At 44.0% G+C, this 25,488-nt stretch carries 24 protein-coding genes; 7 read left to right on the forward strand and 17 right to left on the reverse strand.

Translation table 11 applies throughout. The features are described 5' to 3' along the window. Nucleotides 1-8: 8 nt before the first annotated feature. The 6 genes from RA086_RS12600 to RA086_RS12625 form a co-directional block, all read right to left on the reverse strand. Complete coding sequence (locus tag RA086_RS12600) at nt 9-884, reverse strand: SDR family oxidoreductase (RefSeq protein WP_308704128.1); 876 nt, start codon at nt 882-884, stop codon at nt 9-11. A 223-nt stretch (nt 885-1,107) separates the two neighbouring features. Beyond that, complete coding sequence (locus RA086_RS12605) at nt 1,108-3,117, reverse strand: glucose PTS transporter subunit IIA (RefSeq protein ID WP_308704129.1); 2,010 nt, start codon at nt 3,115-3,117, stop codon at nt 1,108-1,110. Next, entirely contained in the window at nt 3,114-4,784 is a 1,671-nt protein-coding gene (treC, locus tag RA086_RS12610; RefSeq protein ID WP_308704130.1) for an alpha,alpha-phosphotrehalase, read from the reverse strand. Before treC ends, RA086_RS12605 begins: the two co-directional genes overlap by 4 nt. A gap of 168 nt (nt 4,785-4,952) precedes the next feature. Then, entirely contained in the window at nt 4,953-5,603 is a 651-nt protein-coding gene (locus RA086_RS12615; protein ID WP_308704131.1) for an endonuclease III domain-containing protein, read from the reverse strand. A gap of 110 nt (nt 5,604-5,713) precedes the next feature. Continuing rightward, on the reverse strand, nt 5,714-5,971 hold the full coding sequence (locus RA086_RS12620) for a hypothetical protein (protein WP_308704132.1): 258 nt from the start codon (nt 5,969-5,971) through the stop codon (nt 5,714-5,716). Between the two features lie 34 nt (nt 5,972-6,005). Beyond that, nucleotides 6,006-6,560, reverse strand: coding sequence for an NADPH-dependent FMN reductase (locus RA086_RS12625; protein ID WP_308704133.1), 555 nt, complete (start codon nt 6,558-6,560; stop codon nt 6,006-6,008). 884 nt (nt 6,561-7,444) lie between these two features. Here RA086_RS12625 and RA086_RS12630 point away from each other — a divergent pair. Then, entirely contained in the window at nt 7,445-8,698 is a 1,254-nt protein-coding gene (locus RA086_RS12630; protein ID WP_308704134.1) for a hypothetical protein, read from the forward strand. A gap of 152 nt (nt 8,699-8,850) precedes the next feature. After that, a complete protein-coding gene (locus RA086_RS12635) occupies nt 8,851-9,333 on the forward strand; it encodes a Fur family transcriptional regulator (protein ID WP_308704135.1) in 483 nt (160 codons plus the stop codon). A gap of 146 nt (nt 9,334-9,479) precedes the next feature. Here RA086_RS12635 and RA086_RS12640 read toward each other — a convergent pair whose 3' ends face one another. From RA086_RS12640 to RA086_RS12650, 3 genes are all read right to left on the reverse strand, one after another. Further along, entirely contained in the window at nt 9,480-9,791 is a 312-nt protein-coding gene (locus RA086_RS12640; RefSeq protein WP_308704481.1) for a hypothetical protein, read from the reverse strand. A gap of 206 nt (nt 9,792-9,997) precedes the next feature. Next, nucleotides 9,998-10,231, reverse strand: a complete 234-nt coding sequence (locus tag RA086_RS12645) for a PLD nuclease N-terminal domain-containing protein (RefSeq protein WP_308704136.1) — start codon at nt 10,229-10,231, stop codon at nt 9,998-10,000. 64 nt (nt 10,232-10,295) lie between these two features. Beyond that, nucleotides 10,296-11,141, reverse strand: a complete 846-nt coding sequence (locus RA086_RS12650; protein ID WP_308704137.1) for a metallophosphoesterase family protein — start codon at nt 11,139-11,141, stop codon at nt 10,296-10,298. Between the two features lie 171 nt (nt 11,142-11,312). Between RA086_RS12650 and RA086_RS12655 the strand changes: the two genes are divergently transcribed. After that, entirely contained in the window at nt 11,313-11,864 is a 552-nt protein-coding gene (locus tag RA086_RS12655) for a GNAT family N-acetyltransferase (RefSeq protein ID WP_308704138.1), read from the forward strand. 769 nt (nt 11,865-12,633) lie between these two features. Here the strand turns inward: RA086_RS12655 and RA086_RS12660 are convergent. The 3 genes from RA086_RS12660 to RA086_RS12670 all read right to left on the reverse strand — a co-directional run bounded on the left by RA086_RS12660 (nt 12,634) and on the right by RA086_RS12670 (nt 14,808). After that, the gene (locus RA086_RS12660; RefSeq protein WP_308704139.1) at nt 12,634-13,047 is read right to left on the reverse strand and encodes a CidA/LrgA family protein; all 414 of its coding nucleotides are present in this window, start codon (nt 13,045-13,047) and stop codon (nt 12,634-12,636) included. Nucleotides 13,048-13,056: 9 nt separating this feature from the next. Continuing rightward, entirely contained in the window at nt 13,057-13,785 is a 729-nt protein-coding gene (locus RA086_RS12665; protein ID WP_308704140.1) for an LrgB family protein, read from the reverse strand. A 183-nt stretch (nt 13,786-13,968) separates the two neighbouring features. Beyond that, nucleotides 13,969-14,808: a DegV family protein gene (locus RA086_RS12670; RefSeq protein WP_308704141.1), complete on the reverse strand. Its 840-nt coding sequence runs from the start codon at nt 14,806-14,808 to the stop codon at nt 13,969-13,971. Between the two features lie 823 nt (nt 14,809-15,631). Between RA086_RS12670 and RA086_RS12675 the strand changes: the two genes are divergently transcribed. Together RA086_RS12675 and RA086_RS12680 are read left to right on the forward strand one after the other, a co-directional pair. After that, complete coding sequence (locus RA086_RS12675; RefSeq protein ID WP_308704142.1) at nt 15,632-16,330, forward strand: zinc metallopeptidase; 699 nt, start codon at nt 15,632-15,634, stop codon at nt 16,328-16,330. Nucleotides 16,331-16,926: 596 nt separating this feature from the next. Continuing rightward, nucleotides 16,927-17,865: an alpha/beta hydrolase gene (locus RA086_RS12680; RefSeq protein ID WP_308704143.1), complete on the forward strand. Its 939-nt coding sequence runs from the start codon at nt 16,927-16,929 to the stop codon at nt 17,863-17,865. 47 nt (nt 17,866-17,912) lie between these two features. On the opposite strand, the gene RA086_RS12685 is transcribed toward RA086_RS12680, so the two are convergent. The 5 genes from RA086_RS12685 to purB all read right to left on the reverse strand — a co-directional run bounded on the left by RA086_RS12685 (nt 17,913) and on the right by purB (nt 22,878). After that, nucleotides 17,913-19,316, reverse strand: a complete 1,404-nt coding sequence (locus RA086_RS12685) for a DHA2 family efflux MFS transporter permease subunit (protein WP_308704144.1) — start codon at nt 19,314-19,316, stop codon at nt 17,913-17,915. A 66-nt stretch (nt 19,317-19,382) separates the two neighbouring features. Continuing rightward, nucleotides 19,383-19,829, reverse strand: a complete 447-nt coding sequence (locus tag RA086_RS12690) for a MarR family winged helix-turn-helix transcriptional regulator (protein WP_308704145.1) — start codon at nt 19,827-19,829, stop codon at nt 19,383-19,385. Nucleotides 19,830-19,923: 94 nt separating this feature from the next. After that, the gene (locus RA086_RS12695; protein WP_308704146.1) at nt 19,924-21,039 is read right to left on the reverse strand and encodes a glycerate kinase; all 1,116 of its coding nucleotides are present in this window, start codon (nt 21,037-21,039) and stop codon (nt 19,924-19,926) included. Between the two features lie 12 nt (nt 21,040-21,051). Beyond that, nucleotides 21,052-21,414, reverse strand: a complete 363-nt coding sequence (locus tag RA086_RS12700) for a hypothetical protein (RefSeq protein WP_308704147.1) — start codon at nt 21,412-21,414, stop codon at nt 21,052-21,054. Nucleotides 21,415-21,579: 165 nt separating this feature from the next. Continuing rightward, nucleotides 21,580-22,878, reverse strand: coding sequence for an adenylosuccinate lyase (purB, locus tag RA086_RS12705; RefSeq protein ID WP_308704148.1), 1,299 nt, complete (start codon nt 22,876-22,878; stop codon nt 21,580-21,582). A 316-nt stretch (nt 22,879-23,194) separates the two neighbouring features. Here purB and RA086_RS12710 point away from each other — a divergent pair, with 316 nt between their 5' ends. Beyond that, nucleotides 23,195-24,484: an adenylosuccinate synthase gene (locus tag RA086_RS12710; RefSeq protein ID WP_308704149.1), complete on the forward strand. Its 1,290-nt coding sequence runs from the start codon at nt 23,195-23,197 to the stop codon at nt 24,482-24,484. A 20-nt stretch (nt 24,485-24,504) separates the two neighbouring features. Then, nucleotides 24,505-25,476 (forward strand): GMP reductase, encoded by a 972-nt coding sequence (locus tag RA086_RS12715; protein ID WP_308704150.1) that lies wholly within the window; start codon nt 24,505-24,507, stop codon nt 25,474-25,476. The last annotated feature ends 12 nt before the right edge of the window (nt 25,477-25,488 follow it).

A 25,488-nucleotide genomic window follows, 5' to 3' on the forward strand; every position in this document is an offset into this window, starting at 1 on the left:
CGTAAATTTTAGTGGTTTTTAGGTTCTAAACGATAAGTCATTTGCAAAAAGTCATGCAATGATTGTGCTGGTTGTCCCATAATAATCTCGTAATCGGCACTAACCTCGCTCAACAAACCCTTGGCACCACCAGCATACATCGACCCTAACATATGGCCCTCATTGCCCTGATTATACATTGTTTCAAATTCACTCAGCGTGACTGGTTGGTAGCCAATCGGTTGATTCGTAACGTCACTCAACACTTGTGCCAAAGCCGGCATCGTATAAGCTTGTGATTGTGTCAAAGTATAGATGCGGCCGTCCGTTAACAAAGCCGGGGTTGTTGCAACTTTGGCAAAGGCTGCGGCACTATCTGCCTGACTAATAAAACTCAGCGCCTGATCAGCCATCGGATAAATGACATTTTGGCGTTCAATCAATTCAGGTAAATAAGGCACCAATGGGTCAGCGTACAGAGCATTGCGAATGATGGTGTAATGTAGGCTAGATGCGGCTAAACGTCGAGGAACATAGCCATAAAATGCGGACAAAGCAAACGGATTATTCACTTGGTCTGCAATAAAACCCATGACCAAAATATGCTTGACGCGACTAGTTTCCGCCGCTTGAATGACATTTTCAAACTCACTGACCCGTGAATAACTGTCATGACTCTTACTTGGCACATAAATAAAAACATCACTGTCCGCTAAAACTGGCTTTAAACTAGCAACATCATGATAATCCATCGCCATGACTGACATGCCTTGTGCGGCAAACGCTGTGGCTTTGCTGACCGTGTGCACGCCTAAATTCAATTGAGTCGTTGGGACTAGTTGGCTGAGCGCCTTTACAATTTGGGTTCCCAAATGACCTGTAGCTCCGGTAATCGTAATTTTCATGATTAAATTCCCACTTTCTTGTAACTTTATTAGTTACATTAAAACAAATTTAATTCGCCCTGTCAACTAATCACCAATCGACAGGCTCAATTAAGATCGCCCCAGTGATAGTCACACTGTATTGACCATCAACGTCACTTTTGCACGACAAAAAATCAGTGACTGCTCGCTAAATTATCAAGCAGTCACCGATTATTTAAGGGTGTTATCTGATTTAAACTAACTATTCAACTGGTGCGGCTTCTTCACCTAAATGTTTCTTCTTAGGCGCAGTTTTAACATTCTTAACATCCGCATCCGAGAAACCAAACATGTAAGTCAACGTGAAGGCGACAATGATGTCAGCGATTGACGCAATCCAGAAGCCCCAGAAACTGAAGTCCAAGCCTTTCGGGTTAACGAAAGAAGTGAAGCCAATCAAGGAACCCGCGAAGCCCCACATGTTAACATGCATCAAACCAGTTAAGAAACCACCGACGGCCCCACCAATGCTGGCAGTGACGAAGGCCCGGCCGTACTTCAAGTTAATCCCGTACATGGCAGGTTCCGTTACGCCGGAGAAGGCTGAAATCGTTGCGGGCCAAGCTAATTCTTTAATGTTAGCAACTTTAGACTTCAAGGCGATGGCTAAGACGGCCCCACCTTGAGCAACCATCGTTGCGGAAACAATCGCATTTAAGTAACTGTGACCGGTCGTGGCAATATCGTTGGCAACAATTGGAATAATCGCCCAATGGAGCCCGAAGATAACCAAGACCTGATAGAAGCCACCAATGATCAACCCAGAAATCGCTGGACTGAGTTCGTAGATTTTGACGATCCCAGCGGCCAACGCCCCTGAAAGTGCCGTGATGATTGGGCCAAGGAATAAGATAATCGCACCGGAGATAATGATGACTTCGAGTAATGGCACAAAGATCATCCGCAAAACAGTTGGAATCACTCGTTTGAGCCATGGTTCAAGCTTGCTAGCGAGCCAAGCGCCTGCAATCATTGGGAAGATCGAGTAACTGTATGACGCCACGTGAACGGGAAGTCCGAAGAATGTCGCGTTGATTCCCATTCCTAATAAATGACTCGTCACTTTACCCGTGCTGGCAATGGCGACAATCGTTGGATAGGTGAGTACCCCACCGATAATCCCCATAATCACTGGATCAGAGCCAAGCTTTTTCGCGGCTGTGAACCCAACAAAGATTGGTAAGAAGTAGAAGACGGAATCACCCATGGCATTGATAATGACATATGTGGTGGTCGTTGCCGAAACGAGCTTGAAGGAGGTCAGTAACGCTAAGACCCCTTTTAAGATCCCGGATGCAGCCAATAACCCAATGACTGGAATCATGGAACCGGTAATGACTCCGATTAATGCACTTAAACTATGTTTAACTTTTTGCCAGACCGTCATCTTTTTCCAAGCGGCCTTATTCGCTTCTTTTTCACTCGCTAACGCGGAAGCATCGTCATCACCGAAACCGGGTCCGAGTTGGGCCACAATGGCATCGTAGACATCCGTCACCGCTGGGCCGATAACAACTTGATATTGACCGCCAGCTTTCGCCACATCAATGACGCCCTTTAAGTCACGAATGACGTCATCGTTAGCCCGGCTTTCATCCTTTAAATAAAACCGAACACGGGTAATACAATGAATGACGCTCTTAACGTTCTCAACACCACCGATGTTCATGATGATTTGGCTCGCCAAGTCATCATACTTACCGCCATTACCTTTAGCTGCGACTGGTGCAGCAGCAGCTTTAGTTGCAGTCTTTAAATCAACTTGAGCCCCAACAGCCCCGGCTGTCACGTTGCCAAGACGTGGTGTTAATTGGGCCACTTTATCGGCGGTATTGGTCACGGCGAGGATCACAGTCGTCTGTTTACCAGCCGCTTTGACCGCCGCGAGATCCATCGTCCCAATATTGTCACCCGCTTTAACGTCGTCACCAACGTTAATATTAAGTTTGAAAGGTGGCTTATCTTTTAGCTCGACAGTATCAATCCCTAAATGAACTAATACTTCCAAACCGGACGCCGTAACAAAACCGATCGCATGTAACGTGGCTGCCACCATCGTCACACGCCCACTAACGGGTGCCACGACCTGGCCGTTGGTTGGTTCAACACCAAACCCATCACCCATCATACCTTGTGAAAAGACTGGATCTTGCACATCACTTAAGGGTATTAGTTGCCCTTTAATTGGAGCTAATAATTGCACTTGTTTCATCGCGAAACTCCCCCTTTGTTTATATCGCGTAATAAGGCAATTGACTCATATGGTTGTAAAATAACGGCGTTGCCACCCACTGTCGCCCCATAATTCGAAATTAGGACGTGGGCATCGACAAACTCTGGTGGTAACTCAACCGTGGTTTTTCGACCAAAAAAGTTATTCAAAACGGCCATCTGCTGCTGAGCAGTCGTTCGCAGATAGGCCAACACTTGCGGATGATCCAAAAATAATGGTTGATAATTCCCCTCTGAAACCACCGCAACTTGCTTCCTTAACTGAATTAACCGTTGATAATAATTGAAAATCTCACCGTGTGCCAATTCATCTTCGACATTGATCGTCGCCTGATTAGTTGGCCGCAACCAAGGTGTCCCAGTCGTAAAACCGGCCGTCTTGGGTGCCGCGGTCCATTGCATTGGCGTCCGCGCATTATCACGAGACTTCACATGAACTAAGTGAAACGCGGCACGATCCCCATGACCTTGCGCTCGCAACTGCCGATAAGCATTCTGACTCTCAATATCGACATAATCTTCAATATGATGATATTGTGGATCGGTCATCCCCAGCTCCTCACCCATGTAAATGAATGGGGTGCCACGTAGTAAATGCATCACGGTCGCCAACATTTCGGCCGACTTTTCACGATAATGGACCACATCACCAAACCGATTCACAGCCCGCGGTTGATCATGATTATTCCAGAACAACGCTTGCCAACCATTGGCAGCCGCCATGCCTTCCGACCACTCATTGATAATTTGCTTCAAGGCCATGAAGTCAAACTGCCGGTCTGTCCATTTATTCCCATGATCATAATCTACTTTGAGATGATGAAAGTTAAACACCATCGACAATTCATGCCGATCAGGGCGGGTGTATGCGACACTATTTTCAAGTGTCGCCGAGGACAGCTCACCCACCGTGATATCTTCTTGATGCTGTCCAAAACTGGCATGATTCAATTCCTGCAAATAATCATGAACAATTGGTCGATCGGTGTAGAGCATCTTGGCACTCGTCTTTGGTGGCGCGTCAACTAACTTGAGATCCTTCCCAATGACATTAATCACATCGAATCGGAACCCATGAACCCCTTTGCGTTGCCAATAATTGATAATATCCGCACACGCACGGCGAACCGCGGGATGATGCCAATTCAAGTCCGCCTGTGACTGATCATACAAATGTAAGTAATACTGACCGGTATTACCGAACGGTGCCCAGGCAGAACCACCAAACTTCGACTGCCAATTTGTGGGTGGCGTCCCATCGGCCTTCGCAGGTCGAATGTAATAATATTGCTGAAACTCAGGGTCACCGGCCAGTGCCTTTTGAAACCATTCATGCTGAATCGACGTATGATTGAACACCATGTCCAACATGACGCCAATGCCAACCTTTTTTAACGCCTGTACCAATTCATCGAAGTCCGCCATTGTCCCAAACAAGGGATCAATTTGATAATAGTCTTCAATATCATAGCCATTATCTCGTTGTGGCGAAACGAAAAATGGATTAAACCAAATCATATCAATATTCAAGCGTGCCAGATAAGGCACCTTGTCAATGATTCCCCGTAAATCACCGATACCATCGCCGTTGCTGTCATAAAACGACTTGGGATAGATTTGATAAATCACCTGCCGTGAGAAGTGCACGTCATACCCCCTCCAAACCTAACTCGATTTAAGTAAATTAAACAAAGAAACCGCTTTCATTTACTTGTAATCATCATAATCGCCTCTCACTAGGTGGTCAAATATAACAGAGTAATTTGTTCGTCTATATGTTGACTGAACAAACGGCTTTATTAGTTAACTTACTTTCTAATGCAAGTGCAATTGCTGGTCAGCTAGGAAGGACTGTTGAAAGGCTTTTGGCGTCTTAACTTGCTTCCCAAACTCAACGATAAGCGCATGAAATTCCCGAGCCGCCGCAAAATCATACTGCCAGTTAGCAGCAATCAGTGCTTGGGCTTTTACATATGGACTGGGGAGCGTTACGCCTAACCACATAAACAACCGCCGCAAATAAGTATCCACAATAATCGTCGGTTGATCAAACACATACATCGTAAAATAATCCGCCGTTTCATCACCAATTCCCTTGAGTGCTTTTAACTCACGCCGAATTTGACCAGCGGGTTGGGCACGGATTTTGGTCAAATCGAAGTCATATTGGCCACTCCAAGCCGCCAATGCTTGCAAAGTTGGGACTTTACGCGTGTAGAATCCCGCCGGCTTAACCAAGTCAGTTAGTTCAACTGCGGTCAGCCCCAAAACACGCCGGGGTTCAAATTGAGTGACTCGTTTTAAATTTTCTAGGGCATAATCCACATTCCGCCAATTCGTATTTTGGACCAGCACACCACCCCATAATATTTCCCATGGCGTTTCAGCTGGGGCAATCCCAGGTTCCAGCCAATGTTGTGGGCCCATCGTCGTCAGCATTAAGTGATAGAGTTCATCGATTGTCATTATTTTCCTCCAACTAAAAAAACGCCGGTAGACACGCCAGCGTTTAACTTACTATTCATGATAATTGAAATAACGGTTGAATGACAGTTAACGGTTCTAAACTGGTCAAACTAGTCGTCAGAAACACTAGTCCGCTTAACTGTTAACACGATATCGGCCTTGTGATTAGCTGGTTTGACTTTTTCAGCAAAGTCCAAGTCAGCGTCTTTGAACAAGTTTTGGATTTCAGTATTTACGACTGGCAAATCCCGTGGATCACCTTTTTGTTGGCGAATATAAACCACATATTGATCTGGCAATTCTTCCAAATCATATTCAACATCTTCATCATTTAAAATCACATAGATCAACTTACGTTCTCTGTTCATCTGAAATTACCCCTCAACACTTATTTTTTAATACCTATTCTTTGACTGTGTTCAATTGCTGTACAAACTTAAGGTAGTCCTGAACACAGTGATCTAGCCAATCGATACTTGCTTGGTCCGTTAACTGACCAACATTATCGAATTTATTTTGAACCGTTCCCATCAAAAATTCATCACCGGGCATCGTCAAAGCCGCTACTCCGGGTGAATCTAGAATCTGACGTAAATGGCCTTGTGCACGCACGGTGCCAAGTGGACCCATCGTCGCACCAAGAATCATGACTGGTTTACCCTTTAATGGATGTTCAACCCGCGATAACCAATCAATGGCATTTTCTAGCACACCAGAAATACTATGGTTGTATTCCGGTGTCACAAAAATGACGCCATCTGCGTCGAGCACCGCTTGTTTGAAAGCCTTAACATTATCGGGTGCTTCTAATTCAATATCTTGGTCATAGAACGGTAGGTCTTGCAAAGCCGGGATGGTCACATCCATTTGTTCAGCATAACGCTTTTTTACATATTCGGCTAATTTTCGGTTGTACGAGGCATGGCGAATGCTACCAACAAGCGCAACAATTTTCATGTTCTGGACACTCCTTTAAGCTGTATTTAACTTAAGTATACCCCTTTTTAACGCTACGGGCGGAACCGTTTTCAAGTATTTTCAGAATTTTTGTAACTTATTGAGCAAGTTAGTTAGGATTCACTACTAGACACTAACTGAGGATTAATGGGTGCAAAATTTCCGCTTCGGTTGGTCTGGACTGATGCTGGAACGTGGTGGCCACGTTTGTGAGCCAAAGGGCGGTCTCACAAGCCGGGCTTTCTCTAAGCTGGAAAATCACCAGCAAAGAGAAATTTCACCACTGAGCATCATCCAGCCCGCCCTGCGCTAATTAGTGATCTCAATATCAATTGGATCTGAGGAACATTAAGATTACCAATGCTTCTAGTCGCAAGTACTGCCTCACGATGAACGAGTTGACCAAGAAAGACGGACAATTGGTTCATTATTTTAGTGGATTAAAGGGACAATGACTAATCAAAATTGGTGGTAGTTCTATCTGGATTTACTTTTCAGCTACTTAACTAACAGGAAAATCAAATTTACCTTTTAGTTAGCCGTGAGGTTGGCAGCTTTTAGGGCTCAGTGATGAAATTTATCTTAGTCAGCAGTGGGTTGCTGGTGGCTTAGATAAAGGCCGGCTTTCGAGACCGCTTTGTGGCTCGGAAACGTGCCCATCACGTTCCAGCCCTAAAAACTGCCAACCGGTAAGGCGGAAATCAACAACTATCTGGGTTGCAAGACATAAATTGGACGAAACACGCAAAAAGTAACCAACAGCCATTACACGACATCCAAGCAGTCAGTTTATTAACTTTTTTCAAAACAAACCCTTCCACGCATCCCACACATACCTAGTCTGTTATACTGTTTATTAGAGAATTTGATCGGGGGTTTTATCTGTGTATTATCGTGGTGAAGTACTAGATTTTGTAAATATGTTGCTAACAGATACCACCGCGCCTTTAATGCGATCACGGCTGGTTTTTTCTAGTAAGATCGATGTGGAACGCCTCAAAGCTGCGGTGCTATCAACTGCGCAAATTGTCCCCGAAATTTTTGCGCACTATCAAGCAGATCATAATCGCTTTGAAGTCATCAATCAGCAAGCGAATGATATTGTGATTGAAGCTCAAAGTCCGTATAGTCCTGAAAATTTTGACTTTAATTTTAAAACTGGCCCGCAACTGCGTCTATTTGTCATTCATCATGATCAATACGATGTTTTGCAGGCATTCATGAGCCACCTACTCACTGATAGTGTTGGCTTCAAAGAATACTTATACTTGTTATCACAGGCTTATAATCACGATGATCTATCAGAATTGACGAATGAACGGCGCTTGCGTCCAATCATGTCGCAACTACAACGCCAATTTCAGCGGCCCAATCACCACTCTGAATTACCTTTGAATGCCGTTAAATTACCCCACTATCAAGGCATGAATTTGCGCCATGTTGGCCACATTATGCTGACTAGTAAACAATTCATGCGCGTCCGACGGGTGGCTAAAGCTCAAGATGTCGGCATTACTGAAGCAATCTTAGCAGCTTACGCCAAAGCCTTGCAAGTGTTGACAGGGCACACAACGATCACGTTGCCATGCCCAATTAATTTCCGCCACTTTGCTGAAGAAGAAACCAATACGATTCGGATCGCGAATTTAACAGGGGCGGTTTATCTCAACGTTAAAGTTGATGTCGATGCACCGTTTTCAGCGCTCGTTCAACACGTCCATGATTTGCTTGCCACCGAGCGCACCCATGCAGCCTTTTTGTACCGGCTCACTAACCTACAAAAAATGAATCATACGATGCCGGTCAGTTTAATGCGTAAATTGACCAAGCGTTGGCTCGCGCAACAACCCCTGACTTACACAAACTTTGGAGTTGTCGATCAGCAACGGTTGCAATTTCATGGCCTAACCGTTGTCAATTGTGTCTTTTCTGGGGCTTTTCGAACGACACCCACTATGGAAATTGCCGCCAGTACTTTTGCCGGAACTTGCACGTTGAGTTTCAATAGCATTGGCTCTGAACGCGACTATCAGCTGGGTATGAAGATTCTTGAAAATGTACAAGCACAACTGCTCGTCTGGTCTCAAACAGCCGTTTTGGACGAAGCACTCAAACAACCCACACCAGATAAACACTAAAGACCAGTTCCTGAAAAAACGGAACTGGTTTTATTTTGACTGTTGATAGTTAAGATTATCAAAAAGTTTTTACTAATAACGTTTCTAAATTGGAATCCTTCTAATAAGTGTGGTTTAATAGGGTTGAATCTTAGCAAAGGAGGAACCGCGTCGTGGCAGAAGATATGTTAACGCAAGCCTTGCAACAATTAAAGGATCACAAAATTCGGGTAACCCCGCAGCGTCAGATCATTCTGACTTACCTCGTTACTCACCATAACCATCCTTCAGTCGAGACTATCTATCAAGCCTTGGAATCTCAACTGCCCAATTTAAGCTTGGCGACGGTTTATAACACCTTAAAGCTGTTCGTTGATCTGGGTATTGTGATCGAATTACAAAATGGGGATGCCGGAACTCATTATGATTTCTTTGGCCGGCCTCACTACCATGTTGTTTGCGAAAATTGCGGTAAAATTACTGACGTTTTCGAACCAGATTTAAGTGGGATCGATACGACCGCTGCCAGACTTTCTGGTTACTTAGTCACTGGTCACAATATGGAAGTTTATGGTCTCTGTCCTGAATGCCAGGCCAAACTTGGAATACACCATAAAAGCGAGTTACAACGATTAAATTTGAGTCATACTGAATAAGATAAAAGCCGACCATAGTACGGGTTAGGCGTTAAGTGGCTCATTTAATGTCAGTCTTCTACTAAAACATTTTTGTATTGGCCGCTAAAAAAGCTCATTCGAATTTTCTTTAAAATGAAAATTTGGATGAGCTTTTTGGTTTCAATTCACTTTATGCCAGATACTAAATTAATTTGATCTTTGCTATTCTCCCAAAGCTCTTTGGGTGTATAACGATCTTTTTCAAAAAGGACGACTGTCCCGTCCTTTTCAATGTGCGCATGGTTACCCTGCCATTCCCATGTTGGTGGAATAAACAAATTAAGTCTTTTCCCTTTGCCCTTTTTAGGTGACCAAGCAGAAACATAATTATCAATATAGTGTGTTCTCATAAATCTTGTTTGACCATTATCAAACTCGATCTGCATTAGATTAGCACCCATCCAAACCTTGACTGCTTTAGGTATTTCTTTTGACATCATTAACACCCCACCCGTTGCTTCAAAACAATATTCTGACCAATCTTGTTAAAGGTTAAAAGTTGCTACAAAACGTGTGATCACCCACAGGCTCAATATATCACAATATAGAATTTATTCAATCACAAAATGTTTAGACAACGATGAAGCATTTTTAGGCCTAATAAAAGAGCCACCAGCTCTGGCAGCTCCCATTATTTAAACGATTAATCTCGTGTTTGACCAAACATGAAGTATAACCAAGGTCCAATCGGTTGCACAAAGGCTAGTAAAAGCCAACCAATCTTGTGGCCACGACGAACTGATTTGGCGCGAATAATATCTGTAATCGCAATACTAGACGCAACGAACTCAAAAGCTGCGACTGGTGCGATTTGTTGACGAACTCGGCGTGATAATTTGGGACGCTGCTGATGGTGCAAGTGACAATGTTTGAACATTTCAAAAGCCCCCTTTTACATTTATCTTCATTATACGTGATTGTTAATGTAAACGCTAACAGTGCTACAAATTTGCCGGTCGTTTGGTTAAAAAACGGGTTGAGGGAATTTGTAATGTGTCTAAAACGGGCGCGTTCTGTAGTAACTGACGCGTCGTTACTCCGACTTGACCACGATCAACCGTAATAATCTGATAACTACTACTTTCTCGAATCTCATGTAATTGTGGGTCCGTACAATCAATATCAAATGAAGCAGAGCCGGCAACGACATTCAAAATACTATCCCCATTCAAATAACTGGTTGGGAAATGAACGTGTCCAGAAAAGACGCCACCAATATTGTGACCACGGAGCGCTGACAACAATTCCGGAGTGTTTTGTAAAATTGCATAGTGCATATTTTCCATAGGCGCACCATCTAACGGATGATGTAGGAAAAGAAAGGCCCGTTTAGTAGGTGCCTGACGTAAATGCTTGCCAAGCCATTGTAATTGCGCAGTTGGCAACCAGCCGGCTTCATAGCCATCAATTTTTGAATCTAAAAAATAAAAATCATTATTACCAATACGCATCCGATTGGCATAATATGGTCCAGGATCAGCTGGTAAATAACCTTCATAAAAGGCTTGGCGTGTATCATGATTGCCGAGAATTACTCGGACATGGCAATTGAACTCATCCTTCATCATATGCACAACCCCGTGTAGTCGTTGGTAATCATCCGCAGACCCACTATGAATTAAATCACCTGTAAACACGATCAAATCTGGCTGATATGGTAAAGTCCGAATATCCTGAATGATGGCCGTCAGTTTCATCCAGGGATCAATATTTTGATGATGGGCTGGCATTTGACCGTGGGGCGTTAAATGCGTATCCGAAATCTGAATTATATGCAACCGTTGCATCCTATCACTTCTCTACTCTAATATTCACCAAATGGTTAACTCAAGCATACTAATTGGACGTAAAGTTTCGACAAGCTAATCTGTAAAATAAATGTAAACATTCCGTTAGTAGTGCTTTTTTGTTGAGTGAGCTATGATAAGAGTATCTGTTTAATAAGTGAGGAATTTACTTTGAAAAATATTTTAGCTGGGCCACGCGTGACTTTAGCCGTTCCACAACCCGAAGATTTTGATGAAATCAGTGATTGGTATACCGCAGGCGAGTTTTTACGCAATCTTGACACCGCCCCTGCCCGTCCACTTTCTGGCGAAGAATTAGAACAAACTTATCGTAACATTGATCGAAACACCGAATTCTATTTTCATGTTCGTAGTCAAGAAGATGACCGCTTATTAGGGTTCATTACCCTTTATAACATCGAATGGTCAAACCAGATTGCCCAACTTGCCATTGCCATCGGCGACCCCAGTGACCGTGGACAAGGTTACGGGACCGAAGCACTAAATTTAATACTGAATTATGGATTCAATGAATTAAACTTATACAAAGTTTGTTTGGACGTCATCGCAACTAACCATTCCGCGATCGCCGTTTACCAAAATAGCGGCTTCGAATTTGAAGGCACAAACAAGCTTGCCGTCAAGCGTGACGGGGAACGTTACGACCTCTATAGTATGGGATTATTCGCTGAAGATTTTCAGCCGCGAATCAAATTAGATTAATCTCCCAGCGCAATTAGTTGCAGCCGGTAGCGTTTGCAATTATAATAGTCGCAGATTGATAGAAAGTGTGTAACCAACTATCAATCATTAATATTCTTTAGTTTTTAGATTGTGGTCGGTGTTGCTGCCATAATACCGATTAACAATCACATTCATTCATAGACTCCCCCAAGTCTTATGAATGGGGTTCATCAAAGCCCCCACTTTGATGTTTCCTACTCCTTGACCACTGCATCCTTGATGTGGTGGCTTTTTTTGTGCAGCTTGCCGTTCCGGTTGGTCTGGATTGATGCTGGAACGTGGTGGCTACGTTTGTGAGCCAAAAGGCAGTCTCACAAGCCGGGCTTTTCCTAAGCTGGAAATTCACCAGCAAAGGAAAACTTCACCACTGAGCATCATCCAGCCTGTCCTGTACTAAATAGCACTTCTAATACTAATTGGTTTTTTGTCAGGTTCTGGCTTCGCTATTAACGTCGGAGTTGCCCAGCACGTTTGCCGTGTCGAGACACTTAGCTGGGCGAACTGACCCCAGGTTAGTGTCTGGTCAACTTTTAAGACGTGGATTTCGGCTTGAAAGCGCCCTGCAGACCGGTCTTTGACTACGAGTTTGCCCCACAGCAAACGTGCTGGCCAACGGAGACGGACAATTAATGCCGTACCTTAAAACACTAATAACAACTGTTTCACCATAAAAAGTATTAAATCCGACTGGTGCTTAATCTACCCATACGGTAAATTCAACACCACCCGGACCTAACTAACCTTATGTTTAATCTTCTTCTACTTCCACTTGATGACGGCGAGCCATCAAACGTTCCTTCACTTGTACTAAAACCCATGCTATCCCAGCAGTAAAGAGCAACAGCATTAACGTTGAGACAATAATTACGATAATAATCTGGACGCCCTCAGCCTTTAACACATCAAGTTTCGTTACTAGTGCGACTCCAGACGGAATGAAAATCAAACTGATGATCTGCACGAAGAAGTTACTGACGCCTTCGACTTGTTCTAACTTCACGATCTTCAACGTTAATAATAGATAGAGCAAGATCATCCCAATCAAGGCTGGCGGCATTGGGAAGCCCGGCCAAATCTGATTGACTAATTCTGAAATCAAACTACTGACCAATAAAATCACACCATAGATCATAATTTGCTTAATAAATTTTGCTTTTTTCATATACGCCTCCTATCCTAAACCAACTAAGTGAGCAAAGCTTGGTACCATGAAGTTCACCAAGATTCCTGCAACAACAAAGGCGATCGCGCCAGTTGCGCCAGCAGCTTCACTAACTTCAATCGCTTTAGTCGCCCCGACAGCATTCCCAGCGATACCAAAACCTAACCCTGCACCCAACGGATTTTTGTGCAGTTTGAACCAGCGGATAAAATGATCACCCAAGGCATAAATCAGGACAGAATTTAAAATAACGGCAAAGGCCGCAATCGCTTGATCACCACCGACCGATTCAGCAACCGGTAACGCAATGGCAGTTGTTGCCGCTTGAACCAACATGGCGCCTAGCGCTTCATCCGTCAAGCCCATCAACTGAGATACCCCATAAATACCAAATAAGGACAGTAGTAACCCCAAGAATAAGGCCATCAAGATAACATCCCAATGCTTTTTAAAAATATCATTTCGTTTATATAATGGGACGGCAAACGAAACCGTCGCGGGGGCAACAAACCAGAATAACCAATCGCCACCGATTTGATAGGCTTCGTAAACTTTGTGCAATGGTGCTCGCAGGGCCGACGCAATCAATACCAGCAAACCAATCCCGAGCAACATTCCAAAAAATAATGGTTGGAATAATACAAAACGATTCGTCTTATGATACAAATACTCGCCAATCCCATACACCAGCACGGTTAACCCGATGCCAAAGAATGGATTATTGAGAAGATATGTCAAAAAGTTTTCCACCTTTCTTCTACGTGGGAAAAAGTGTCAAAAAAATAGCGCACCCATCCGGGTCTAGTCATCATTAAAATGGTGGTTAGGCTCAGAACAGTGCGCCAACACGGCTCTAAAAATATTATGTTTTAATTATAGCAAACTAAAGGACAAATTAATAGTTTTTTGTTCAATAAGTCGCTAATCCACGACATAAAGCATCAAAGCGTACGCACCGACTCCCGTATGAGTCGCAATAATTGGGCTAGTGCGTGCGACCAACAAATCCGCTTGTGGCGCCACTTCCTGCATCAATTTACGTGGTGCCGCCGGGACTTGATCATCGCCCACATATGAGATGCCGGCCGCTTCAACCCGAGTCGTATCGGCTAACTCATTTAAAATTTGCGTCTGCGCTTTAATCAGTGCTTTCTTCCCACGACCACGTGTATATAATTTCAACTTGCCATCCACTAATTCAAAAACAAATTTCAATTTGATCAAATTAGTCACAACACCGGCAATCTTGGGGACACGACCACCTTTGACCAAATTATCTAGCGTATCGACAAACAAATAAACATGGGTCTGTTGTCGAATCACCGCAATCTTAGCTAGAATAGTTGCCATATCGGCACCACCGTGTGCCATCCGTGCCGCCGTCAGAACTTGAAAGGCCATCCCCCGATCCGCAGACTTAGAATCCACAACGGTCACTTGACCACTCGCTAACTGGGCCGCCTGACGCGCCGCATTAACGGTACCACTGAGGGTTTCTGTAATATGTAACGATAAGACCTGGCTCCCATCAGCGGTCAAGTTATCATAGCAGGTCACAAATTCACCAATCGGTGGCTGGCTGGTTGTTGGTAAAAGATCACTGGCTGCCATTTGGCGATCAAAATCAGCGCGTGAAATAGTCGTATCCGGGGCTAATTCGCCGCCAAAGCCGACTAATAAGGGCACAATCTGAATATCATATTGCTTAATCTCGGCAGCGGTTAATTGTACCGATGAATCTGTTACGATTTTGATGGTCATTTAGAATCACACTTTCAAGTTGTTTTGCCAGCAATTATAGCATGGTTCGGATGGCACACCAGTCAAAAGACTGATATCACAACGTTTAGGAGCTTTCATAACGAAGCAATCTAATGAATTTGATTATAAACTTTGTAAAACGAATACACGCCGTTACTAAAATGGCTTAATTTTTTTCAACTCAAAATCACGACTTTAGCGCGATGACATCATACTTTCTTCACGGCCCGCCGCTATACTGTATCCATAGTCATTAAGGAATTCCCCGTTTCTTGATGACCTCCCTAACTTAGAATTCAATTACTCCCCCTAAAGTAATGAATTAATGTGTGTAGACAACCTAATTTCTTCCCTTTTTCCACCGTATTCCCCGATACGGTGGTTTTTTGTTCCACATTTGGCATCATGAATTGTCGTGAACCGTGTCTAGAATTAGCCAGGTGTCCCAAGCTGAACCTCCTAACTTTGCGATAGTAATAACCCATCAACTCCAGGTCTAACTTATTTCAATCCAAGATCACAATTTCAGCTTTTCAGCATCATACTTTCTTCAAAAGTCCTCGCTATACTGTGTTCATAGTCATTGAGGAACTTCCCATTCCTGAGTGATCACTAACTTAATTCATTTACCACTCCAAGAAATGAAATTAGCTTAAACACAACCTAACTTAATTTACTTCCTTTCAACCACCGTACTTTCCCCGATACGATGGTTTTTTTGACCACTGATTCAAGTTGGTTGACGATACGATTCTTATTCACAAAGCCCAACCACTCTGATAAAATACCCCTTAACAATCAAACTTCTAAGGAGGCGTTCTTTTTGTTCTATTCATTTTTCGATCCCACATATTTACTGGTCATCATTGGTTTAGCCCTCTCTATGGCAGCTTCTAGTTATGTGAACCGGACTTTTCGCCACTATGATCGGTACCGGAGTCAATCCACGACTACCGGCACGGCTGCCGCGCGCTTCATTTTGTCACAATCAGGAATTACCGATGTCGGTGTGCAAGGCATTAGTGGTGATCTGACCGATAACTACAACGGTCAGACCAAAGTATTGAGTTTGTCAGAGTCGACTGCCAATTCAACTTCTGTAGCAGCGATTGGGGTAGCAGCTCACGAATGCGGCCATGCTGTCCAAGACCATGTCAATTACTGGCCGATGCGTTTACGAACTGCCTTAGTCCCGGCGGCTAATCTAGGTTCTACCCTATCGCTACCAATTATTATTGTCGGCGTCTTATTAAGTTACAACCAAGCTTTGATCAACCTAGGCATTTTGCTCTTTTCACTGGCCTTACTTTTTCAATTAGTGACTTTACCAGTCGAATTCAACGCTTCGCGGCGCGCCTTAAAAATTCTATCTGACGGTCAAGTACTCACTCATGACGAAGTTCCCATGGTGCGTAAAGTGCTGATTGCCGCAGCGTTAACCTATGTCGCAGGTGCACTCTCAACTTTCCTACAACTGCTTCGACTAGTCCTGCTATTCGGCGGTCATCGCGATAATGATTAGGGGCTTAACAAATGCTTAGGGAATTCTTCACCACATTGAATTGATTCATTCACATATTCTTCACACGGTCTGGTTATGATAGCATCATAGCAATTGAGGAACACCTCAACGAGCTATAACACAACCTAAAATTTTTCATTTACTCCTCCAAAGTAATGAAATTCATAGTGACATGCGACTCCCCATCGCATGTTTACCCTACTCCTTTTTCCACCGTATTCCCCGATACGGTGGTTTTTTGGCGCCTTTTTGGCCTAAACTGTTCAATTTACCACCTGTTTTTAGCAAACCTTACAATTAAGTAAACTTACTAGTCATGACGCTTACCTTTTAACTATCAAACGGGTATACTAATAATATGGTGATTGACCTTGTCACTCAAGCACCATATCTTTTTCATTTACTCCTCCAAAGTTAATGAAAATAGTCTCGTTAGGCACTCCAACCTAACGAAACGAACTACTCCTTTTGCCGTCGCGTAAAGCGATGGTTTTTTTATTACACTCTCAATCATCGACGTCGCATTTTCAGAAAGGTTGCAAACTCAAATCACTAGGGCGTATCATTAACCTGTAAAAACTTAAGGAGTTGATCTTATGAAAAAACGGAGTTGGGTCGCCGTTCTTGGGACCCCGATTGCCTTATTTTCGGCAACCTTAATCGCGAGTGAAAAGTTATATAACTTTGCTTTCAAACGGGTCGACTACGTCCCTGAAACTTCCGCGGACAAACAAAAGTACGCCGACGCTTACTGGTCATACGTGGACTGGCTGCATCGCCAGCCCGCTCAAACTTGGCAACTTAATCTTGATGATGAAGCCAACCGTTTGGTTGCCAAATATGTGCCAGCAAAAAATACCAGCCGCCGCACAGTCATCGTTTCCCATGGCTACAAAGGTGATGGTGAAACGATGGCGAATTATGCTTATATGTTCCATAATATGGGCTACAACGTCCTGCTGCCTGACGATCGAGGACATGGTGGCAGTGCTGGTCAATACATTAGCTTTGGGTGGCAAGATCGCCGGGACTATTTAGGCTGGATCGATCAAGTCTGCCACCAAACCGGGTCACAAGCTGAAATCGTACTATTCGGCGTCAGCATGGGTGGTGCCACCGTTGAAATGATGAGTGGTGAAAACCTGCCAAACCAAGTTAAGGCCATTATCGCCGATTGCGGCTACACCAGTATCGAAGAAGAATTGGCTTATTTACTCAAACGCCAATTTCACTTACCTAAATACCCGTTCGTGCCAATCGTCAGCTTTATCAATCGACACCGGATGGGCTATTTTTTGAGTGACGTTAGTTCTGTCGAACAACTACGACATAATAAGCGACCAATCTTCTTCATTCACGGGGATAAAGACGTTTACGTCCCGAGTTGGATGTTGAAGAAAAACTATCAAGCCGCTGGCGGTTCCAAAGAACTGTGGGAAGTTCCAAACGCGACCCACGCGGAAAGTTTTTGGATTGACCCAGCCGAATATCAAAAACACGTTGATGCTTTTCTCAAACGCTATTTAACCGACTAAAAATAACCCACTTTCCAGTCAAAGACTGACCTGGAAAGTGGGTTATTTTAACGAACAGTATGTTTTGCTTTCAGCCAAAATGACAGGATAAAACCTGCGACTGCCATTAGAAAGGCCATCAAAAACGAGAACCAGTAACCGTGATTCAATTGGGCCACAGTCGAGAGCGACGCACTAGCATGACTGTTAGTCCCAAAGGCCACCATCATCATCAATAGCGCCGTTCCTAAAGAACCAGAAATTTGCCGAACCGTCGATGATGCGGCATTGCCATGAACAGAAAGCTCATTAGGTAACGCATTTAATCCTTCCGTGAAGGTCGGCATCATCACAGTGGCAACACCGATAATCCGAAATGCATACGCCACTGCAACGATCACGAGAGCCGTTTGGGGCGTGAAAAATAACATTGGCAAAGTACCCACCGCAATAATTCCAAAACCAATCAAAGAGATCGGTTTGATGCCAAAACGGTCATATAATTTACCGGCAATCGGACTAATTAATCCTTCTAACAACGCGCCTGGTAATAACAGTAAGCCTGAAGTTAAGGCGGATAAGCTATGAACCCGTTGCAGATACAGCGGCAATACCAATTCCACCCCTAATAACGCAATGTTGCTCAACGCACTCAGAATAGTCGTTAAACTAAAAGTCCAATTTTTGAATACCGTTAAATTAATCAGTGGCTCAGCAATCGTCAACTGGCGATGAACAAATCCAATCAAAACCACGATTCCAACCACTAGCCACAATAGACTGCCAACACTGACACCACCAATATTACCAATCATCGAAAACCCATATAATATGGCTGCAAACCCAATCGATGATTCTGTAATTGACAGCCAATCCACTTGGGTATTTTCAGGTATCACTACCGGTCGAACCCAAATTACTGCTGCAACGATCAAAAGAATTACGAGCGGAATCAGCACGCCAGAAAGCCATTCTAATCCCCAAGTATCAATAATCCATCCGCCAACAGTCGGTCCAAGAGCAGGACCAAACGCAACCACTAGCCCAATCATCCCCATCACCGTCCCACGGCTTTGTTCTGGATAAAGCATCAGAACCACATTTTGAATCAACGGAATCATGGAACCGGCCGCAATGGCCTGAATCAAACGACCAGCCAATAACCAGCCAAAATTTGGCGCTAAAAAGCCTAAAATACAGCCTAATAGAAAAACTACTGACAGTGTCAGAAAAGTCCATTGCGTATTAAACCGGTGAAAGACCCAGGCAGAAATTGGAATCATCAGTCCCACCACTAGTTGATAACCAGTACTGACCCATTGCGCTGTCGATTGACTGACCGCAAAAATTTTGATGATTGTTGGTAGTGCATTGTTGAAAAATGTTTCGGTCAATAACATGGTGAAGGCGCCGATAAGCAACACCGCCAGCATACTATTGCGTTTCGATTTACTCGAATTGATTGTTATCATTAAAATTCCTCCCATTTAGTATAGCTAGCTACACTTTGTATTAAAAATAATAGCCTCGTATCGAGGCTAGCTCATATTTTGAATCATTTGAGTCAACAAATGCTGTAACGATACTCGATCTGCTGCCGTTAAGTTTGCCAGCAATTGTTCCTCAACACGCGCCACTTGTGCTTGGAGTTGCTCAGCGTAATTAGCCATCAGAGTTTGACCGGTCACCGTTAAGGTCAATACAATTTGCCGTTGATCAGCCACTTGAGGCCTAGTCTGAACCAGTCCCGTCGTCACTAAACGTTTCACAATACCACGAGTCGTGGGATGACTTAATTTCAGCGCCAATTCAATTTGTTTTTGCGTCATGGGTGCCCGTCGTTGCACCATCAACAAGACCCCAACCTGCGTCCCAGTTAAGTTGAGACCCAACTGTTTGAGCCCATTATTCATCGCTTTTTCCACGAGAACATTCAAAACCTTTAGCTGTTGGCCTAAACTGTTTAAAAAAAATTCTTCGGCCATTACATCAACTCCCTTCAGCAATGTAGTATGCTACACTATTTTAAAAATGTCAATAAAAAATCAGTAACAACCAACTGGCTGCAACTGACTTATTTTAGTGATTGGCTGCTAACACCCGTGCTAATCGATCCGCCATTTTGGCAAGGTTAGTCGGTCCTTGTTGCATCGCTTCAGCCAACGTCGAAACGTGATCGACAATGGGCAAAACAGCCGTCACGCCATGTTCGGCAAAAGCTTGATTAGCGCCTTTTTGATTACCGACCAATAAGTAACACGGCTTACCGGCTTTTTGGGCCAGTTCACTAATCTGAATTGGCACTTTACCCATGAAGCTTTGGTCATCTACTTGGCCTTCGCCTGAAATCACAAAATCAACTTGTTGAACAGTAGCCGCCAACTGACTGATTTCAGCAATCAGCTTGAAGCCTGATTTAACCTGCGCCCCCAAAAAGTGGCGTAAGGCAAATCCGATACCACCGGCCGCACCATCACCTAAATGATCGCTCACTTGTCCAGTAACGACACGCATATAATTTTGCATTGCATGATCATATTCACCAACATTGGCAGTTGCTAACCCTTTTTGCGGGCCAAAAATCGCCGCGGCACCCTGTTCACCAGTTAATGGATTGGTCACATCTGAGGCATTGATGAATTGAGCTGTGGCCAAACTCGGTAAAACGGCGGTCTGATCAACTTTGACCACGCGTGCCAAATCAGCGCCAACCATCATTAACTCATTTTGTTGCTCATCATAGAATCGATAGCCCAGGGCACGCAAAATGCCAGCACCACCATCCACCGTGCCACTACCACCTAAACCGATAATAATTTTCCGTGCACCATGCGCAATGGCGGCTTTGATGATTAGCCCAGTGCCATAGGTGTTCGTCTTAGCTGGCGGCAATGACTCATCTAAGAATTGAATACCCGAAGCTACCGCAACTTCAATCACGGCTAAGTGTTTTGTTGGAAAATAGCCATAGGTTGCTTGAATGGGCCGCTGAGCAACATCGACAGTGTCCACGGTAACCGTTTCGCCGCCGGGTTCGTTCGCCAAAAATGCCGCGACCGTGCCTTCCCCACCATCCGCAATGGCGATCTGTTGTGACTGAATGTCATGTTCAGCGAATGCCGTCGCTACGGTCTGGTTAGCTTGAATACTGGTCATTGAATTTTTAAATGAATCAATGGCAATTAATGCTTGCATTAAAACCCCTTCTTACTTTTTAAGTCGCTGAATCTCCAGCGTTTGTGTGGCGTCTTTAATTGGAATCAATTGAAAATCTTTGGCCTGATTATTGAGCACATAAGTCCCCGCGTAACGACCGGCCTGAATCACCAGATCATCATCCGAATTGAAATAATAAGACCAACACACTGGTGATCCCGATGGCGGACTCACTTTAATTTGAGTTGGCGTAAAGCTTGCGCGACCAAGTGTCCGGGCTTCAGGTGTGACAACGACTAACCGCCATTTTTCACTCTTTAAAACCTCTGGATTACGCTCGTCACACGCGGTCAAGCTCCCCAATAATAGCGCCAAGCTCAGTAACACACCCAGCCATTTTATTTTTCGTAACATGTGTTTACTCCCCCTGTAACCACAAGTATATGATAATCGAGATATTAATAAATTAATAGCACAAAAAGGCCTTAATTCACGGTATTACCGTTAAATTAAGGCCTTTACACGAAAAAAGCCCCACTTAGCAAACTCACTAAGCGAGACTCCTAACACTAACGATGATTAATCATCTAATCCTAAACGTTTAAAGATATCATCCACATGTCGTAAATGGTAATGATAATCGAACGCGTCGTCGATGGCATCTTGATCCAAATGTTGACGAATCTCTGCGTTGCCTTCAACTAATGGCTTGAATTGGAGCTGTTCGTCCCATGATTTCGCCGTCAAAGGTTGTACCAAATCGTAGGCACTTTCACGTGACATCCCAGTATCAATCAGCTTCAACAAGACCCGTTGGCTATAAATTAAGCCATAAGTCGCATCCATATTTTGCTTCATCCGTTCTGGGAAAACAGTCAACGTCCCAATAATCTTATTGATCCGCGTTAAAATGTAATCCGTTAAGATCGTCGTATCTGGTAAAATGATTCGTTCAGCGGAGGAATGTGAAATATCACGTTCATGCCATAATGGCACATCTTCATACGCCGTTAACATATGACCGCGAATCACCCGTGCTAAACCAGTGACATTTTCTGACCCAATTGGGTTGCGCTTATGTGGCATAGCAGAAGAACCTTTTTGACCTTTATTGAAGAATTCTTCAACTTCATGTGTCTCAGATTTCTGTAAGCCACGAATTTCTGTGGCGAAAACTTCGATACTCGTGGCAATCAAAGCCAGTGTCGCGACGTATTCGGCATGCAAATCACGTGGTAAAACTTGGGTCGAAATTTCTTGCGCGCGAATTCCTAATTTATCACAGACAAATTTTTCGACAAACGGTGGAATATTGGCGAATGTCCCCACGGCACCACTAATTTTACCCGCTTCAACTCCGGCAGCTGCATGTTCAAAACGTTCGATATCCCGATTGATTTCTGAATACCACCGCGCCAACTTCAGTCCAAAGGTCGTTGGTTCGGCGTGAACACCATGTGTCCGGCCCATTTCGACGGTATATTTATATTTTTTAGCTTGTTGCGCTAACGTTGCTCGTAAATCTTGTAAATCTTGGCGAATAATCGCATTGGCTTGCTTTAAGCGATAGCCTTGCGCAGTATCGACCACATCAGTACTGGTTAACCCATAATGGACCCATTTACGTTCGTCACCGAGTGATTCGGAAACATCGCGGGTAAAAGCGACCACGTCATGATGGGTTACGGCTTCAATCTCCGCAATCCGGTCAACATCAAACTTAGCATTTTCACGAATCTTAGCGACATCACTTGCTGGAATCTTGCCTAATTCAGCCCAGGCTTCATCGGCAGCAATTTCAACTTCCAACCAAGCTTGGTACTGGTTTTCCAGGGACCACACTTTGCCCATCTCGGGCCGCGTATAACGATCAATCATTGCTAATCCTCATTTCTATTTACTGATTTACCAACAAAACACGAACATTATTATATCATATCCCCCTATCGAATCATAGGACCGAACAATGAAAAATTACACTTGTTTTTCATTGCTTTGCAACTTGCAACCGATTTAAGGGACTGATTTTCAAGTAACTATGAACGTTTATTAACTATCAAATCAAGAACATTCGGGTTTAGACTTGCGTTTGGCCGTCAAAATTGCTATACTCATTCCTGTTGGAGTGGTGAACGTTTGGCCACTCACTGCTATTAATCATTCATAATTAAAATAATTTAATGAGGTGGAAAATATGGCATCAGTCGTAGTAGTAGGTAGCCAATGGGGCGATGAAGGTAAAGGAAAGATCACGGACTTTTTAAGTCAGGAAGCAGATGTGGTATCACGTTACCAAGGTGGCGATAACGCCGGCCACACCATCGTATTTAATGGTAAGACTTTCAAATTACGGTTGATTCCATCTGGTATTTTCTTCCATGATAAGTTAAGTATTATCGGTAACGGTGTCGTGGTCAATCCAAAATCACTTGTTGAAGAACTTCAATATTTACGTGATAACGGTGTTCAACCAGATAACTTACGTATTTCTAACCGTGCCCATGTCATCTTGCCTTACCATATCGTCTTGGACGGCGCCCAAGAAAAGTCAAAAGCCGGTGGCAAGATTGGGACGACCAATAAAGGGATTGGCCCAGCTTACATGGATAAAGCCGAACGGATCGGGATTCGGATTGCCGATTTACTCGACAAGGATACTTTTGCACAACTATTAAAACGTAACTTAAAAGAAAAGAACCAAATCATCACCAAGTTATATGATTTGGAACCCCTTAAATTTGAAGATATTTTTGAAGACTACTATAACTATGGTCAACAATTGAAACCATTTGTGACCGACACTTCAGTGGTCATCAACGATGCGCTCGATGCTGGCAAACGGGTCTTATTTGAAGGCGCCCAAGGGGTCATGCTCGATATTGACCAAGGAACCTACCCCTACGTGACCTCATCTAACCCCGTTGCTGGGGGCGTGACGATTGGTAGTGGCGTCGGACCTTCTAAGATCGATAACTGTGTCGGTGTTTTAAAAGCCTATACGTCACGTGTCGGTGATGGGCCTTTCCCAACGGAACTCTTTGACGAAGTTGGAAACTTCATCCGTGAAACTGCGCATGAATATGGTACCGTCACTAAGCGGCCACGGCGAATTGGCTGGTTTGATAGCGTTGTGTTACGCCATGCCAAACGCGTTTCTGGCTTAACACACCTTAGCTTGAACTGCTTGGACGTGTTAACCGGCTTAAAAACCATCAAAATCTGTACCGCTTATGATTTAAATGGCGAAAAGATCTATCATTATCCAGCCAGTCTTAAAGAACTCGAAGCTTGCAAACCAATTTACGACGAATTACCCGGTTGGGATGAAGATATCACCGGCGTTAAAACTTGGGATGAATTACCCCTTAATGCCCAAAAGTATTTGCAACGCATCGAAGACTTGGTCGGCGTTAAGATCGCGACTTTCTCAGTTGGCCCCGATCGTGAACAAACGAATGTGCTTAACCACAACATCTGGGACTAGTTTAAAGGAGTGTTTGACCCATGGAGATTTTTGATTACGAAGATATTCAATTAATTCCGAACAAATGTGTCATCAACAGTCGCTCAGAAGCCGATACGACCGTCGCGCTTGGCAATCGTCGGTTTAAGATTCCCGTGGTTCCAGCCAATATGGCAACCGTGATCAATGACGATTTAGCCAAATGGCTCGCCAGCAATGATTATTTTTATATCATGCACCGATTTGCGCCTGAAACGCGGCGAGCTTTCATTGAAACCATGCATGATCAAAAACTATTTGCGTCGATTTCCGTTGGCGTTAAACCGAGTGAACATGATTTTATTGATGAACTCGCTACAGCTAAAATTGTCCCCGAATATATCACAATTGATATCGCACACGGCCATGCTGATAGCGTGATCGAGATGATCAAGCATATCAAACAGGTCTTGCCTACTAGTTTTGTCATCGCTGGCAATGTGGCGACTCCTGCAGCTGTCCGTGATTTGGAAAATGCGGGTGCGGATGCCACTAAAGTCGGCGTGGGTCCTGGTAAAGCCTGCATCACTAAGGTCAAAACTGGCTTTGGGACGGGCGGTTGGCAACTTGCCGCCGTACGTTGGTGTGCAAAAGCTGCTAGAAAACCAATCATCGCGGATGGTGGCGTGCGAACTAACGGTGATATCGCCAAGTCAATCCGGTTTGGTGCAGCCATGGTTATGATTGGGTCAATGCTTGCTGGTCATCAAGAATCACCCGGTAACATTATCAAAATTGACGGCAAAACTTACAAACAATATTATGGTTCTGCCAGTGAAACACAAAAAGGCGAACATAAAAACGTTGAAGGTAAACAAATGCTCGTCCCATATCGGGGCCATTTGGCTGACACGTTAAATGAAATGCAAGAAGATCTTCAATCATCGATTTCCTATGCTGGTGGTCGCGACCTCAAGTCCATTACCAAATGTGATTATGTGGTCGTGAAGAACTCCATTTATAACGGAGATTAACTTAAAGAAACG

Source organism: Lactiplantibacillus brownii (genome assembly GCF_031085375.1).
Taxonomy (GTDB): domain Bacteria; phylum Bacillota; class Bacilli; order Lactobacillales; family Lactobacillaceae; genus Lactiplantibacillus; species Lactiplantibacillus brownii.